Below are 14,970 nucleotides of genomic sequence, written 5' to 3'. Positions count from 1 at the left end.
AGACAGGGCAATGAAATAGAGAGTGAAGGAGAAAACGTTATTTAAATAACGCCATTTTTTCCATTAAGACATCAGTGACAGCCTGGTTGGCGGGAATTAAGAATTTCCGTACGCTGTCATTCACCTTCCCTTTCTCAAACGTCGTTTTACAGCGGTCAACCCACTGCACGTTCATTTCCGTCCCGACGTTCACTTTATTAATCCCTTCGGTGACGGCCAGCCGCATATCCTCATCGCTGACGCCGGTACCGCCATGCAGCACCAGCGGCACGCCGGTCGCCGCGCTAATCTGTTTCAGCCGTTGGTGCTGTATCTGCGCTTTACCGGTGTAGAGGCCATGCACGGTGCCTACCGAAACGGCCAGCATATCGACCTGGGTCTCTTCCACAAAGCGTTTCGCGTCTTCGACGGTGGTAAAACAGATATCTTCCGCCGCCACCGCTTTTCCATCCTCAGACCCGCCGATCGCCCCCAGTTCGCCTTCTACCGTAATATTGCGCGGGCGGGCCATCTCCACCACAATCCGCGTATTACCGATATTTTCCTCAAGGCTTAAATGTGAGCCGTCGTACATCACCGACGAAAAGCCCGCGTTCATTGCCGTCTCGATGGCCTTAATATCTGAGCAGTGGTCAAGATGCAGACAGGCTGGAATATTTTCACTGTCCGCTAATGAACGCACGGCGTCGACCAGCAAACGATAGCCGAGGTACTCCGCGGTCCCGGTTGAAATTTGGATCATTAACGGGCTGTGGCTGTTTTGCGCGGCTTTGAAAAACGCCGGCAGCATCTCAATACAGTGCAAGTTAAACGAGCCAATCGCTTTAAAATTTCTCGCTTGGGCAATTTTTAAAATCTCATTGAAATTATACAGACTCATGAACATTTTCCCCTTTCGGCTTAGCGGATTTCCCGTTGACAAACCATGCCAGTGCGGCGACAAACACAATAAATAAGGCGACAAAGAGCCAGTTATTCTGGAAGGCGTGGCCTAATACCAGACCCGAGCTGATGACGTCAGAGTCGCTGAAGGTGACGCCCGTAAAGCCGTAACTCTCCAGCATGGGCACCAGAATGGCCGGCAGAAACGTGATAAACAGGCCGTGAATAACCCCGCCGATCATCGCCCCGCGGCGTCCGCCCAGCGCGTTGCCAAATACCCCTGCCGTGCCGCCGGCGAAAAAGTTGGTTAACAGCCCGGGGAGGATCATCGCCAGACCGAACATTGGGAAGACCAGCATGCCGATAATCGAGCCGACGGTCGTCGCCAGAAATCCGACAATCACCGCATTCGGCGCATAAGGAAACAGTACCGGGCAATCGAGAGCCGGCTTCGCATCCGGAACAATCCGCATCGCGATACCGCGAAAGGCCGGCACCAGCTCATTGAGCAATAAACGCACACCGCTATAGAGGACAAAAACCCCGGCGACAAACTGAATGGACTGCATAAAGGCATACATCAGGTAGTTAATCCCGCCGGAGAACTGCGCGATGTACTGCGGGCCCGCCGCGATAGCCGGGATGAGATACATCGGCACCATCACCACCGCCATGGCCAGATAGGTATCCTGCAGAAACTTAAAGTTATCAGGCAGCTCGAGATCTTCCGTGGAGCGGGAACCTTTGCCGACGACCTTCGCGACGGCGGCCTGCACCAGATAACCGATGGTACAGAAGTGCCCCAGGGCTACGTCGTCAGACCCGGTAATGCGCCTGACCACCGGCTGCGCCAGGGCCGGCATTAACACCGCCATCACGCCGCCGAAGATGCCCCCGGTTAAAATCAGCGGTACGCCGGTGAGCCCGGACTTATAGCCAATCACGGCGCCGATCGTCGCCATCCACAGCAGCGCCTGGCCGGTCAGGAAAATATATTTAAGCGGCGTCAGACGGGCGATAATAATATTGACGGCAAAGATCACCAGCAGCGTCAGCGCCACTTCCGAACCTAATTCCCGATTCGCTAACCCGGCGATGGCGGCCACATCGGTAATATAGCCTTTCATGCCAAATCCCTGGGTGAAGATATCGTTCAGAAAGGTTAGCGTGGCGACAATGATGTTGATCCCCGCCATCATAATTAAGAAGCCAAGCAGCGTTTTAAACGTCCCTTCCGCGGTTTTGCCCGGCGATTTCTTTTGCAGGATCAGGCCAAGCATGGCAATAAAAGCAATAAGAATGGATGCCTGGCCAAGTAAATCCTTAACGATAAACGCAACGAAGCTATTCATAATCAGCCACCTTCAGATGACGTTCTTTTAAGAATGCGACGATCTTGGTTTCAATTTCCTCTTTATCCGTAAGCTTATTGAGCACCACGACGCGTTTAATTTCCTCTTCAGTAGCATCGGCGGTTAAGATGTCGGCAAAGGTTTTTTGCGTCAAAATCATATCCGATTTAAAGGCTCCGGCTTCGGATACGGTGGTGTGTTCAATATGAGCGGGAATTTCCAGCTTTTTTAAAACTGCCTTCGCCGTCATTTCAATGGCAAAGCTTGAACCGAGGCCGCAGCCACATACGCATAAAATTTTCAGCATGGAGGGTCTCCTCAAATAATATTGAGTTGCTTGGCAAGTTTATAATGATGTCCTTCAGTATCGACCAGACGTTTTTTCATACTGACTAAATCAATCGGAATAGGTTTGTTACTGGAATTAATTATTATGGCTTTATTTTTCATACCTGACTGAATACAGCGAACCACTTCACTGGCCATAATGGTGCCCTGATAAATCTCTTCACAGGTCGGGTCACCGCTGCGTAGGCCATAACCGACAATCGTTTTACGGATTCGGACGCCGATTTGCGGTTCCAGCTGTTTGATCATGGTATCAATCGCTCCCTGAAAGCCGGGAGAGTATTCTTTGGTGTAGCCTTCTGAGCAGAGGATAACGACGCTGTTCTGCGTGCTCAGCTTCCGGGTAATCCGCTCCGCAAGCATGGCCAGCGGCATCTGCGCCTCCGGGATCAGGGCAATATCCGCATTGCATTTAATGGCGGACTGTAACGTTAATTCTCCACAATAACCTCCTAATATCTCAACCATAAAAACCCGCCCCGGCAGCGCTCTTCCGGTATTTCTTAAACGGGAGACTTCTTTAATAATCTGCTCGCAGGCCGTGGAAAAACCAATCGTATAATCACTGCCATACACGTCATTATCGATAGTCATTCCCACGCCAAAGCAATTAATATCAAATTCACTTAGGGTATTGAGAAACTGCAGGCTGCCGTCCCCCCCGGCCATAATAAGCACGTCAATACGCAGCGATTTCAGTTTTTTAGCAATCATTTCATATTCGCTGCGCTGTAGTTTGCGACTGGTTCGTCCGGAGGTAATGATCGGCACCGCGGTAATGGAGAAATCAACCAGATCGCGCCACGCGATATCCTGATGATTTTTCTCCAGCAGGCCAGGAATACCGCCATTAAACAGCGTGATGTCGGCATCAGCCTGCCTGGCAATCTGGAATATAAAATTATTCATTCCCGAAACATCCCCGCCGCTAATAACGATGCCAATTTTCATGACGCCTCCTCGCTCATTTGCCTGACGACATTTTTCCCTGACTGCAAGACTTGTATTTGCAATGGAGATCACATAATGCTTATTAAATTACGTACATGAATAGTTGACAGTCACAACGGCGGGCTTATTTTTGTGACAAAGATCGCACATGCAGAGCGTGTTCTTCATCGCTTTTCCTTTTTAATATCTTTATATTTCATAGCGTTAAAATATCGAGATATTCAACAGTGAAGATGTTTCATTGGCGGTAATAATGGGGAGTTAAGAAAAGAACGGAAACGTGAGTACTGCCACATTTTTTTCGCGGCGGTGGGGAATAGTGGCTGTTTTTTGCCGAAACGGAAACAAAAAAAGCGCCCTGAGGCGCTCTTTCAACAGTAGCGTTACGCTTATTTGTTCAGTTCGGCAGTCATATGCACGCGGTTGCCGGTAAAGGCTTCGGTAATTTTGTATGACGACGCGCCTGCTGCCTGGGCCTGTGCGGCGATTTTCGCTTCCGCGCCGTCCATCGTTGCAGCGGTAGCGGTGACGGTTTCAGCGGCGAAGGAAGCAAAAGAGGCGGCCATAGCGATTACTGCGACAAAAGTTTTGATGCTTTTCATGATATAAACCCTTTCATTTAGTTGTTTAGATAAGGCGTTGTGCCTTGATGTGTTAAATAGTAGCCCGCACATCACCAAACAAAAAGCGGAAGGATTTGCTGTCATTATTCAAATTTACTGATTAACTTTTAACCCGCGATCAAACGCTGCGGGTGGGTGTAGATCGTCGCCCTGCCCGGCTTGCAAAAGCCCACCAGCGTCAGGTTGCAGCGCTCGGCGACCTCCACCGCTAAGGTGGTGGCTGCTGATACCGCGAACAGGATCTCGACCCCGCACATCGCGGCTTTCTGCACCATTTCATAGCTGGCGCGGCTGGAGACCAGCGCGGCGCCCTGCTGCCAGCCCTCACCGATTTCCGCCCGCCGGCCCAGCAGTTTATCCAGCGCCACATGCCGGCCGACGTCTTCAAAACCTCCCGCCAGTTCGCCCGTCGACCGGACCCAGGCGGCCGCGTGGGTACAGCCGGTGAGTCGGCCGACCGGTTGAAAGTCGTTAAGATGCGCCAGGGCCTGGTCGAGATTGGCGATATCGAACGTCTGAGTGAACGGCAGCGGTTGAACCGGCTTACCAATATCATTGAGCTGCTCGACGCCGCAGACCCCGCAGCCGGTGCGCCCGGCCAGCGCGCGACGCCGGGCTTTGAGCCCCATAAAACGCCGGCTGGAGAGTTCAATCTGCACCTCAAGGCCGTTGCATACCGACACCACGTCCATGCCGAAAATCTCCCGCCGATGCTCAATAATCCCTTCGGATAAGGAGAAGCCGACGGCGAACTGCTCCAGGTCTTTCGGCGTGGCCATCATCACCACGTGGGAGATACCGTTGTAGACCAGCGCGACCGGTACCTCTTCCGCTAACTCATCTGGCTGAGGATGTTGCAGATCCTCGCGCTTCCAGAGGGAGACCTGGCGATATCCTGTGACATTCGTCACATTTTCGATTTGTTCGAGAGGCTTCTTGTTCACTTTGCTTTAACCGTATTGGAACAGGCATACACACAATGTGGTATTCTGTTTTTATCCCTTCAGGAATGAGGGAAATATGCCCTAATTCTGAACCTTTGCGGCTCTCACCGCAAAGCAAATAACTACATGTGACAATGTCGAAACAAGGAGCGAACCATGCAGGTCAGCAGAAGGCAGTTCTTTAAGATCTGCGCTGGCGGTATGGCGGGAACCACGGCAGCAGCGCTGGGCTTTGCCCCGGCGACTGCGCTCGCGGAGACACGGCAGTACAAATTGCTGCGCACGCGCGAAACCCGTAACACCTGCACATACTGTTCTGTCGGCTGTGGGCTGTTGATGTATAGCCTCGGCGACGGCGCGAAAAACGCCAAAGCATCCATTTTCCATATCGAAGGCGATCCGGATCATCCGGTCAACCGTGGTGCGCTCTGTCCGAAAGGGGCTGGTCTGGTGGACTTTATCCATTCTGAAAGCCGCCTGAAATTCCCGGAATATCGCGCGCCAGGCTCCGATAAATGGCAGCAAATCAGCTGGGACGAAGCGTTCGATCGCATCGCCAAGCTGATGAAAGAGGACCGCGACGCCAACTTTATCGCGCAAAACGACGCTGGCACCACCGTCAACCGCTGGTTGACCACCGGGATGCTGTGCGCCTCCGCCTCCAGTAACGAAACCGGCTATTTAACGCAAAAATTCACCCGCGCCCTCGGGATGCTGGCGGTGGATAACCAGGCGCGTGTCTGACACGGACCAACGGTAGCAAGTCTTGCTCCAACATTTGGTCGCGGTGCGATGACCAACCACTGGGTGGATATTAAGAACGCCAACCTGATCGTGGTGATGGGCGGTAACGCCGCTGAAGCGCATCCGGTGGGATTCCGCTGGGCGATGGAAGCCAAAATCCATAACGGTGCCAAACTCATCGTTATCGATCCGCGCTTCACGCGTACAGCGTCGGTGGCTGATTTCTATACCCCGATTCGTTCCGGTACCGACATTACCTTCCTGTCGGGCGTGATCCTGTATCTGCTGAATAACGAAAAATTCAACCGCGAATACACCGAAGCCTACACCAACGCCAGCCTGATCGTGCGTGAGGACTACAGCTTCGACGACGGGCTATTCAGCGGCTATAACGCAGAAAAACGCCAGTACGACAAAACCAGCTGGAACTATGAGCTGGACGAAAACGGCTTCGCCAAACGCGATACTACGCTGCAGCATCCGCGCTGCGTCTGGAACCTGCTGAAGCAGCACGTTTCCCGTTATACCCCGGATGTGGTCGAAAACATCTGTGGTACGCCGAAGGCCGACTTCCTCAAAGTCTGTGAATACATTGCTGAAACCAGCGCGCCGGATAAGACCGCGTCGTTCCTGTACGCTCTCGGCTGGACCCAGCACTCCATCGGCGCGCAGAACATCCGCACCATGGCGATGATCCAGCTGCTGCTGGGCAACATGGGGATGGCGGGCGGCGGCGTCAACGCCCTGCGCGGCCACTCCAATATCCAGGGTCTGACCGACCTCGGCCTGCTCTCCACCAGCCTGCCAGGCTACATGTCGCTGCCGAACGAAAAACAGGCCGACCTGCAGACCTACCTGACGGCTAACACGCCGAAGCCGCTGCTGAAAGACCAGGTCAACTACTGGGGCAACTATCCGAAGTTCTTTGTCTCCATGATGAAAGCCTTCTTCGGCGATAAAGCGACAGCAGAAAACAGCTGGGGCTTTGACTGGCTGCCGAAGTGGGATAAGAGCTACGACGTTCTGCAGTACTTCGAGATGATGAATCAGGGCAAAGTGAATGGCTATATTTGCCAGGGCTTTAACCCGGTCGCCTCGTTCCCGAACAAAAACAAGGTCGTCGCTTCCCTGTCGAAGCTGAAGTTCCTCGTGACCATCGACCCGCTCAATACCGAAACGTCCACCTTCTGGCAAAACCACGGTGAGTCGAACGATGTTGACCCGTCGAAAATCCAGACCGAAGTGTTCCGTCTGCCGTCTACCTGCTTCGCCGAAGAGAATGGGTCTATCGTCAACTCCGGCCGCTGGCTGCAGTGGCACTGGAAAGGCGCGGACGCCCCGGGGATCGCTGTCACCGATGGTGAAATCCTCGCCGGTATCTTTACGCGCCTGCGTAAGATGTATGCCGAAGAGGGTGGCCCGGCGCCAGAGCCAGTGCTCAACATGACGTGGAACTACTCCACGCCACACGAGCCGGCGTCAGAAGAAGTGGCGATGGAGAGCAACGGTAAAGCGCTGGCGGATATTACCGACCCGGCAACCGGCGCGGTGATCGTCAAGAAAGGCCAGCAGCTGAGCTCCTTCGCACAGCTACGCGACGACGGCACGACTTCCAGCGGCTGCTGGATCTTCGCCGGAAGCTGGACGCCGGAAGGTAACCAGATGGCGCGCCGGGATAACGCCGATCCGTCAGGCCTCGGCAATACGCTGGGCTGGGCATGGGCATGGCCGCTCAACCGCCGCATCCTGTATAACCGCGCCTCCGCGGACCCGCAGGGTAAACCGTGGGATCCGAAGCGTCAGTTGCTGAAGTGGGATGGCGCGAAATGGGGCGGCGTGGATATTCCGGACTACAGCGCCGCTGCGCCTGGCAGCGACGTCGGTCCGTTTATCATGCAGCCGGAAGGGATGGGCCGTCTGTTCGCTATCGATAAGATGGCGGAAGGACCGTTCCCGGAACACTACGAGCCGTTTGAAACGCCGCTCGGGACTAACCCGCTGCACCCGAACGTGGTCTCTAACCCGGCCGCTCGCGTCTTCAAAGGCGATCTCGAGCAGATGGGCAAAGCGGAGAAATTCCCGTACGTCGGCACCACTTACCGCCTGACCGAACACTTCCACTACTGGACCAAGCACGCGCTGCTTAACGCCATCGCGCAGCCGGAGCAGTTTGTGGAGATCGGTGAAAAACTGGCGAATAAGCTTGGCATCAGCCATGGCGATACCGTCAAGGTCTCCTCCAACCGCGGCTACATCAAGGCCAAGGCGGTGGTGACCAAACGTATTCGCACGCTAAAAGTTGACGGTAAGGATATCGATACCATCGGCATTCCTATTCACTGGGGCTATGAGGGCGTGGCGAAAAAAGGCTTTATAGCCAATACCCTGACGCCGTTCGTCGGTGATGCGAACACGCAGACGCCGGAGTTCAAAGCTTTCCTCGTGAACGTGGAAAAGGTGTAACGGAGACGACTTATGGCTTATCAATCGCAAGATATTATTCGTCGTTCCGCGACTAACGGTTTCACCCCCGCGCCTCAGGCGCGGGACCACCAGCAGGAGGTGGCGAAGCTTATCGACGTCACCACCTGTATCGGCTGCAAAGCCTGTCAGGTGGCCTGCTCCGAATGGAACGATATTCGTGATGAAGTCGGTCACAACGTTGGGGTGTATGACAACCCGGCGGACCTGACCGCCAAGTCATGGACGGTGATGCGCTTCTCGGAAGTGGAGCAAAACGACAAGCTTGAATGGCTCATCCGCAAGGATGGCTGCATGCATTGCGCTGACCCGGGCTGCCTGAAGGCCTGCCCGTCAGAAGGCGCGATCATTCAGTACGCCAACGGCATCGTCGATTTCCAGTCCGAGCAGTGCATCGGCTGCGGTTACTGTATCGCCGGCTGTCCTTTCGATGTACCGCGTCTGAACCCGGAAGACAACCGCGTCTACAAATGTACCCTGTGCGTAGACCGCGTCACCGTCGGCCAGGAACCGGCCTGCGTGAAAACCTGCCCGACCGGCGCCATCCACTTTGGCTCCAAAGAGGATATGAAAACGCTGGCCGGCGAGCGCGTAGCTGAACTGAAAACCCGCGGTTACGACAATGCGGGCCTGTACGATCCGGCCGGCGTCGGCGGTACCCACGTCATGTACGTGCTGCACCATGCCGATAAGCCGAATCTGTACCACGGCCTGCCGGAAAACCCGGAGATCAGCCAGACCGTCAAGTTCTGGAAAGGCATCTGGAAACCGCTGGCGGCCGTCGGCTTCGCCGCGACCTTCGCAGCCAGTATCTTCCACTACGTCGGCGTCGGTCCGAACCACGCGGAAGAGGAAGAGGACAACCTGCATGAAGAGAAAGACGAGGTGCGCAAATGAAAAGACGTGACACCATCGTGCGCTACACGGCGCCGGAACGCATCAACCACTGGGTCACCGCCTTCTGCTTCATCCTGGCGGCGGTAAGCGGGTTAGGCTTTTTCTTCCCGTCCTTTAACTGGCTGATGCATATCCTCGGCACGCCGCAGCTGGCGCGAATTCTCCACCCGTTCGTCGGGGTGGTGATGTTCGCGTCGTTCATCATCATGTTTTTCCGTTACTGGCACCACAACCTAATCAATCGGGATGATATCTTTTGGGCGAAGAATATTCGTAAGATCGTCGTCAACGAGGAGGTGGGCGATACCGGACGCTATAATTTCGGCCAGAAATGCGTATTCTGGGCGGCGATTATCTTCCTGGTACTGCTGCTGGTGAGCGGTGTGATCATCTGGCGTCCGTATTTTGCGCCGGCTTTCTCAATCCCGGTGATCCGATTTGCGCTGATGCTGCATTCATTTGCCGCAGTGGCGTTAATTGTGGTTATCATGGTGCATATCTACGCCGCCCTCTGGGTGAAAGGCACCATTACCGCGATGGTGGAAGGCTGGGTCACCAGTACGTGGGCGAAGAAACATCACCCGCGCTGGTACCGAGAGGTCCGCCAGAAACAGGAAAAGTCATCTGAATGAGTATTCGCATAATCCCGCAAGACGAGCTGGGTTCGAGCGAGAAACGCACGGCGGAAGCAATTCCGCCGCTACTGTTCCCCAGGCTGAAAAATCTGTATAACCGCCGCGCTGAACGTCTGCGCGAGCTGGCCGCCAATAACCCGCTGGGCGATTACCTGCGCTTTGCCGCGCTGATCGCCCATGCCCAGGAAGTGGTGCTGTACGACCATCCGCTGCAGATGGATCTCACCGCCCGTATTAAAGCGGCCAGCGAACAGGGCAAGCCGCCGCTGGATATCCACGTCCTGCCGCGCGACAAACACTGGCACAAGCTGCTGCACTCGCTGATTGCCGAGCTGAAGCCGGAGATGAGCGGCCCAGCGCTGGCGGTCATTGAGAATCTGGAAAAAGCCTCTGAGCAGGAGCTGGAGCAGATGGCCAGCGCGCTGTTTGCTTCCGACTTCGCCTCGGTCAGCAGCGATAAAGCGCCGTTCATCTGGGCCGCGCTGTCGCTCTACTGGGCGCAGATGGCCAGCCTGATTCCGGGGAAAGCGCGCGCTGAATACGGCGAACAGCGCCAGTTCTGCCCGGTGTGCGGCTCGATGCCGGTCTCCAGCATCGTGCAGATCGGCACCACCCAGGGGCTGCGCTATCTGCACTGCAATCTGTGCGAAACCGAGTGGCACGTGGTACGCGTCAAATGTAGCAACTGCGAACAGAGCCGCGATCTGCACTACTGGTCGCTGGACAACGAGCAGGCTGCGGTGAAAGCCGAAAGCTGTGGCGACTGCGGAACTTACCTGAAGATTATGTATCAGGAGAAGGATCCGAAAGTCGAAGCCGTCGCCGACGATTTGGCATCCCTGGTGCTTGACGCCCGCATGGAGCAGGAAGGCTTCGCCAGAAGCTCAATTAACCCGTTCATGTTCCCCGGCGAAGGGGAATAAGTTCTGCGCTCCTATAACGGGCGACTCAGGTCGCTCGTTATCATTCATACGGTGTGAACACGCCGGAAATGCTCTCCTTAGCCCGTTTCTGCTTCTCCAGATATTGTTCAACTTTTAGGGTGCTGTTCAGAAGGACAAGGTATTACGGCGCACCGGATAACGAGCAAATTACACCTGATAAAAACGAAGAAAAAGCAGATCTTTGCTGAGAAATACGCTTCTGCGAGCCGCTTTCCACAATGCGATCGCGGCTTTATTCGGTATATCTTTTTCGCAATAACCAGGCTATAACACTGGATATTAACCCAGTAAAAGGGACTTGCCATGACGTTGGAAAAAGGGATTGCTTCGCTGGTTGAGGAGTTTATTGCTGCGGGGCGGCCATCATCGCGAGAACAGAGTATTGATGACCGGAGAAACGGCTATCTCGCCAGCGCCGTTCTCGCAGGGGAAACAGAAACGCGGGTGCAGGTTGAAGACATCGCGCTCGATGGCATGACCTTGCGCGTCGTCTCGCCGCCAAAAAGCAACGGCTTACTACCCACCATTGTGTATTATCACGGCGGCTGTTTTGTCAGCGGCGGCTTTGCCACCCACGACAATCAGCTCCGCCAGCTAGCCTGGTTCAGCGGTTGCCGGGTGATCGCCGTGCAGTACCGCCTGGCGCCGGAGCATACCTTTCCGGCGGCGCACGATGACGCAGAACAAGGTGTCATGATCATCCACCGGCACGCGGAGCAGCTTGGCGTTGACGCCTCACGCATCACACTGGCTGGCGACAGCGCCGGCGGGCACCTCGCTCTGGTAACGGCCCTGCGCCTGAAAGCGAATGCGGCGTGGCAACCCGCGCAACTGATTCTGATTTATCCCATGCTCGACCCCACCGCCAGCATGGCGAGCTACGTCAGCAACGGCGCTGACTATGTGATTACCCGGGACACGTTGTTGAGCGGCTATGAAATGTACCTCGCCTCGACGCCAGCGAACCATCCGGATGCCAGTCCACTCTGGCGCGACGATTTTCACGGTCTGCCGCCGGTGCATATTCTGACGGCGGAGTTCGATCCTTTACGCGACGAGGGCGAAGCGCTGCATCGAAGGCTGATGGCGCAAGGGGTGGAGAGTTCCTGTCAGCGCTATCTGGGGGTGATCCACGGCTTCTTTCAGCTGGGTGGGATCAGCCGCGCCGCGCGAGATGCCATGCGGGATATCGCCTGGCGCTTAGCATCGCCAGGACGATAACCGCCCGCGGCTTACTCTTCCTCGTTGCCGCCCTCTTCGTAAGAGCCAAAGGGCTTCGCCGGCAGCACGATGTAGATCCCCTCGAAAACGGCGCCCTGTTTATCGTCGCCAAAAAGCTCCACCTGCATTTGCACGCGGGCTTTACGCCCACGCGCCAGACGGTCGAGATCGCCGCTCAGCGAACCGAGGTCGGCGATGGCGCTGGGGCGGCCGCTAATGGGCTGACTGTAGCGGATATGCGCATCCGCCAGAATGATGGTGCCCCCCAGGTGCCGCTCGCGCAGCATCAGCCAGATAAGCCCCCATCCGGTTAAGGTGGCGAGCGAGAACAAACTGCCGGCAAACAGCGTGTGGTGCGGATTCTGATTTCCCGCTTCCGGCATGGTGGTAATAAATTTCTGCCCGGTGTACTGCTGAATGCGCACGCCCATTTTTTCACTCAGCGGGATATGCTGATACCACGCCTGCTGTAGCTGCGCACACCAGTCGCCACGGTGGAGAATGTCGTCCAGCGATGCGACCGGCTTAATCATCAGGAAATGACGGATCGGCGTGGTGGTCGGGGTGGTGATCTCCCCCTGATTGATAAAGCCGAGCTTGGCGAAAAACTCCACCGCATCTTCGCGAGCGCTACAGGTGACCCGCTTAACCCCTTCCTGACGCGCGACGGACTCCAGGGTCATCGCCATCAGCGTACCCAGCCCTTTATCCTGCACCGAGGGATGAACGGCCATAAAGCGAATGGAGGCTTCATTCTCTGCATTGATATATAGCCGGCCGACAGCCACCAGGTTGCCCTCTTCATCCACCACCATCTGATGATGCGCCATCGCATCCCAGGCGTCACGTTCCGAACCCTTAGGCTGATGCAGCGGCTTACGCAGCATCTCCCAGCGGAACTGATAGTAGCTCTCTAACTCTTCTGCTGTTTGCGGTACACGAAGGTGATACATAGTCGTACTCTCTTTTGTTACCCGCAGCCTGCCCGGAAGCTGGGTCATACTTGCAACCAAAAGGTCACGGGACCATCATTGACCAAAGAAACCTGCATATCCGCAGCGAATCTTCCGGTCTGGGTGTTCATTTCCTGCTGGCGACAGCGGGCGACGAAATACTCATACAGCGCCTCAGCGCGGTCAGGAGCGGCGCCTTTCGAGAAGCTTGGCCGCATTCCCCGCTCGGTATCCGCCGCCAGCGTAAATTGCGAAACCACCAGCACGCTGCCGCCCGCCTGCTGAACGTTCAGGTTCATTTTCCCCTCCGCATCGCTGAAGATGCGGTAGCCCAGCACGCGCTCGCAGAGGCGATTCGCTTTTTGTTCATCATCGTCTTTTTCGACTCCCAGCAGCACCAGAAGCCCCGGGCCAATTTCGCCCGTCACTTCGTCCGCCACGGTAACGCTTGCACGGGATACGCGTTGAATTAATGCAATCATGGTTGTTCTGTTTCTTCTGTTTTAAGTTTGCGGTATTCACCGAGAGTGACAGTAATTTCAGCGCCAAGCAAGACGATACACCAGGTCCAGTACACCCAGACGAACAAAATCGGCACCACCGAAATCACGCCATAAATGAGCTGATAGGACGGAAAGGTGGTGATATAGAGGGCAAACGCTTTTTTACCTGCCTCAAACAGCAGCGCCGCCACCAGCGCCCCGATCACCGCGTCGCGGTTACGTACCTGGGTGGTGGGTACAATACTGTAGAGCAGCCAGAATGCCGCCCAGGAGAGGATCAGCGGGAAAAGGCGGAGCAGATTATCAATTACGCCGTCCAGGTCGCTTGCCCAGCGCAGCGACAGCAGATAGGAACTGATCGCCAGGCTGGCGCCCGCCAGCAGCGGACCAAGGGTCAGGATCATCCAGTAAACGGCAAAGGAGTAAACTTTGGGGCGACTGCGCGTGCTGCGCCAGATGGTGTTTAGCGCGCTGTCGATCGAGTACATCAGCAGCAGCGAGGTGACGATCAGGCCAAAGGCGCCTACGGCGGTCATGCGGCTGGAATTGGCGACGAACTGCTCGATATATCCCTGGATCACATCCCCGGTCGCCGGAATAAAATTGGCGAAGATAAAATGGCGGATCTGCACGCTGACTTCGGAGAACATGGGGAAGGCCGCAAATAGCGCGAACACGACGGCAATCAGCGGCACCAGGGACAGTAATGACACATAGGCGAGGTTCCCCGCCAGGGTCGTCATATGGTCTTCATCAATACGCCGCCACAGCAGCTTTAGCCACGCCAGCAGCGGCCGGGTATGGTGGAGTAATTTTTGATGAACGGTTCTTAGCATAGCTGTTTCGCGAAATAGTCAGGGATGGTCTTCTTCCCGGTCACCAGAATGCTGGTGATCCCCAACCGGTTAGCCCCTGCTATATTATCGACGTTATCATCAAAAAAGACCGTATCTGCGGCGGAAAAGCCCTCTTCGTCCAGTACTCGCTGATAAATTTGCGCTTCAGGCTTACGCATTCCCATCTCCTGTGACAGATAGATGCGATCGGCGGCAGCGCGCACTTCCGGGTATTCATCCGGCCAGAACGTGGTGTGAAGACGATTGGTATTGGAGAGCACCACCACGCGATGGCCCTGGGCACGCAGTTTTTGCATGATCGCAATCACTTCCGGACGCAGCGCGACAAACACCGCCTGCCAGCCGTGAGCAAACTGCTCATAGCTGAGGGACATATTCATTTCATGACACATGGCGGCGGCAAAGTCTTCATCGCTGAGCTCGCCGCGCTCATGCTGATGGAAAGCCTCTCCCATGGTGAAATGCTGCTTCAGCGTCGCCAGCGGGATGCGGGTTAAATCGCTCCAGGCCCCCAATACCCGGTTGAAGTCAATGTCGACAATCACATTACCTAAATCAAAGATATAGAGCATTTTCGTCTCCTTCCGCGCCGTGGAAAATTAACTTTAGCGGGAAAGGCAGGATTTGACTATTGG

General features: G+C 55.4%; 15 protein-coding genes. 5 read left to right on the top strand and 10 right to left on the bottom strand.

Going from position 1 to position 14,970, the window contains the following annotated elements:
- Nucleotides 1–37: 37 nt before the first annotated feature.
- The 6 genes from ACQUTP_RS23025 to fdhD form a co-directional block, all read right to left on the bottom strand.
- Nucleotides 38–880: a class II fructose-bisphosphate aldolase gene (locus tag ACQUTP_RS23025; RefSeq protein WP_025999201.1), complete on the bottom strand. Its 843-nt coding sequence runs from the start codon at nucleotides 878–880 to the stop codon at nucleotides 38–40.
- The gene (locus tag ACQUTP_RS23020; RefSeq protein WP_004203642.1) at nucleotides 867–2,234 is read right to left on the bottom strand and encodes a PTS sugar transporter subunit IIC; all 1,368 of its coding nucleotides are present in this window, start codon (nucleotides 2,232–2,234) and stop codon (nucleotides 867–869) included. Before ACQUTP_RS23020 ends, ACQUTP_RS23025 begins: the two co-directional genes overlap by 14 nt.
- Nucleotides 2,227–2,541, bottom strand: a complete 315-nt coding sequence (locus ACQUTP_RS23015; protein WP_004203640.1) for a PTS sugar transporter subunit IIB — start codon at nucleotides 2,539–2,541, stop codon at nucleotides 2,227–2,229. Before ACQUTP_RS23015 ends, ACQUTP_RS23020 begins: the two co-directional genes overlap by 8 nt.
- 11 nt (nucleotides 2,542–2,552) lie before the next feature.
- Nucleotides 2,553–3,533, bottom strand: a complete 981-nt coding sequence (locus ACQUTP_RS23010; protein WP_004203638.1) for a 6-phosphofructokinase — start codon at nucleotides 3,531–3,533, stop codon at nucleotides 2,553–2,555.
- Nucleotides 3,534–3,922: 389 nt separating this feature from the next.
- Complete coding sequence (locus ACQUTP_RS23005; RefSeq protein ID WP_004203637.1) at nucleotides 3,923–4,135, bottom strand: YdgH/BhsA/McbA-like domain containing protein; 213 nt, start codon at nucleotides 4,133–4,135, stop codon at nucleotides 3,923–3,925.
- 128 nt (nucleotides 4,136–4,263) lie between these two features.
- Entirely contained in the window at nucleotides 4,264–5,100 is an 837-nt protein-coding gene (gene fdhD, locus ACQUTP_RS23000) for a formate dehydrogenase accessory sulfurtransferase FdhD (protein WP_017899836.1), read from the bottom strand.
- 156 nt (nucleotides 5,101–5,256) lie between these two features.
- Between fdhD and fdnG the strand changes: the two genes are divergently transcribed.
- The 5 genes from fdnG to ACQUTP_RS22975 all read left to right on the top strand — a co-directional run bounded on the left by fdnG (nucleotide 5,257) and on the right by ACQUTP_RS22975 (nucleotide 12,022).
- Entirely contained in the window at nucleotides 5,257–8,307 is a 3,051-nt protein-coding gene (gene fdnG / locus ACQUTP_RS22995) for a formate dehydrogenase-N subunit alpha (protein ID WP_085956538.1), read from the top strand.
- A gap of 12 nt (nucleotides 8,308–8,319) precedes the next feature.
- Nucleotides 8,320–9,222 carry a formate dehydrogenase subunit beta gene (fdxH, locus tag ACQUTP_RS22990; RefSeq protein ID WP_100098557.1) on the top strand — a complete coding sequence of 301 codons (903 nt, stop codon included), beginning with the start codon at nucleotides 8,320–8,322 and terminating at the stop codon, nucleotides 9,220–9,222.
- Complete coding sequence (fdoI, locus tag ACQUTP_RS22985; protein WP_004203632.1) at nucleotides 9,219–9,854, top strand: formate dehydrogenase cytochrome b556 subunit; 636 nt, start codon at nucleotides 9,219–9,221, stop codon at nucleotides 9,852–9,854. Before fdxH ends, fdoI begins: the two co-directional genes overlap by 4 nt.
- Nucleotides 9,851–10,780 carry a formate dehydrogenase accessory protein FdhE gene (fdhE, locus tag ACQUTP_RS22980; RefSeq protein WP_004203631.1) on the top strand — a complete coding sequence of 310 codons (930 nt, stop codon included), beginning with the start codon at nucleotides 9,851–9,853 and terminating at the stop codon, nucleotides 10,778–10,780. Before fdoI ends, fdhE begins: the two co-directional genes overlap by 4 nt.
- A 324-nt stretch (nucleotides 10,781–11,104) precedes the next feature.
- Nucleotides 11,105–12,022, top strand: a complete 918-nt coding sequence (locus ACQUTP_RS22975) for an alpha/beta hydrolase (protein WP_004203629.1) — start codon at nucleotides 11,105–11,107, stop codon at nucleotides 12,020–12,022.
- Nucleotides 12,023–12,033: 11 nt separating this feature from the next.
- Here the strand turns inward: ACQUTP_RS22975 and fabY are convergent, their stop codons facing one another.
- From fabY to yihX, 4 genes are read right to left on the bottom strand one after another with little or no spacing between them, the layout of a single operon-like run.
- Nucleotides 12,034–12,975: a fatty acid biosynthesis protein FabY gene (gene fabY, locus ACQUTP_RS22970; protein WP_025999202.1), complete on the bottom strand. Its 942-nt coding sequence runs from the start codon at nucleotides 12,973–12,975 to the stop codon at nucleotides 12,034–12,036.
- A 44-nt stretch (nucleotides 12,976–13,019) separates the two neighbouring features.
- A complete protein-coding gene (dtd, locus tag ACQUTP_RS22965; RefSeq protein ID WP_004203627.1) occupies nucleotides 13,020–13,457 on the bottom strand; it encodes a D-aminoacyl-tRNA deacylase in 438 nt (145 codons plus the stop codon).
- Nucleotides 13,454–14,314 (bottom strand): virulence factor BrkB family protein, encoded by an 861-nt coding sequence (locus ACQUTP_RS22960; protein ID WP_004203625.1) that lies wholly within the window; start codon nucleotides 14,312–14,314, stop codon nucleotides 13,454–13,456. Before ACQUTP_RS22960 ends, dtd begins: the two co-directional genes overlap by 4 nt.
- Nucleotides 14,308–14,907 (bottom strand): glucose-1-phosphatase, encoded by a 600-nt coding sequence (gene yihX, locus ACQUTP_RS22955; protein ID WP_004203624.1) that lies wholly within the window; start codon nucleotides 14,905–14,907, stop codon nucleotides 14,308–14,310. The genes ACQUTP_RS22960 and yihX overlap by 7 nt, the downstream gene beginning before the upstream one ends.
- Nucleotides 14,908–14,970: the final 63 nt, after the last annotated feature.

It is taken from the genome of Klebsiella sp. 2-CIP_Kleb., from assembly GCF_050378715.1.
In the GTDB taxonomy this organism is placed as follows: Bacteria; Pseudomonadota; Gammaproteobacteria; order Enterobacterales; family Enterobacteriaceae; genus Klebsiella; species Klebsiella quasipneumoniae.
This window is presented reverse-complemented; position numbering and strand designations above follow the sequence as displayed.

Coding starts and splice junctions, on each gene's coding strand:
- ACQUTP_RS23025 (WP_025999201.1), bottom strand. CDS start 880: ATGAGTCTGTATAATTTCAATGAGATTTTAAAAATTGCCCAAGCGAGA.
- ACQUTP_RS23020 (WP_004203642.1), bottom strand. CDS start 2,234: ATGAATAGCTTCGTTGCGTTTATCGTTAAGGATTTACTTGGCCAGGCA.
- ACQUTP_RS23015 (WP_004203640.1), bottom strand. CDS start 2,541: ATGCTGAAAATTTTATGCGTATGTGGCTGCGGCCTCGGTTCAAGCTTT.
- ACQUTP_RS23010 (WP_004203638.1), bottom strand. CDS start 3,533: ATGAAAATTGGCATCGTTATTAGCGGCGGGGATGTTTCGGGAATGAAT.
- ACQUTP_RS23005 (WP_004203637.1), bottom strand. CDS start 4,135: ATGAAAAGCATCAAAACTTTTGTCGCAGTAATCGCTATGGCCGCCTCT.
- fdxH (WP_100098557.1), top strand. CDS start 8,320: ATGGCTTATCAATCGCAAGATATTATTCGTCGTTCCGCGACTAACGGT.
- fdoI (WP_004203632.1), top strand. CDS start 9,219: ATGAAAAGACGTGACACCATCGTGCGCTACACGGCGCCGGAACGCATC.
- fdhE (WP_004203631.1), top strand. CDS start 9,851: ATGAGTATTCGCATAATCCCGCAAGACGAGCTGGGTTCGAGCGAGAAA.
- ACQUTP_RS22975 (WP_004203629.1), top strand. CDS start 11,105: ATGACGTTGGAAAAAGGGATTGCTTCGCTGGTTGAGGAGTTTATTGCT.
- fabY (WP_025999202.1), bottom strand. CDS start 12,975: ATGTATCACCTTCGTGTACCGCAAACAGCAGAAGAGTTAGAGAGCTAC.
- dtd (WP_004203627.1), bottom strand. CDS start 13,457: ATGATTGCATTAATTCAACGCGTATCCCGTGCAAGCGTTACCGTGGCG.
- ACQUTP_RS22960 (WP_004203625.1), bottom strand. CDS start 14,314: ATGCTAAGAACCGTTCATCAAAAATTACTCCACCATACCCGGCCGCTG.
- yihX (WP_004203624.1), bottom strand. CDS start 14,907: ATGCTCTATATCTTTGATTTAGGTAATGTGATTGTCGACATTGACTTC.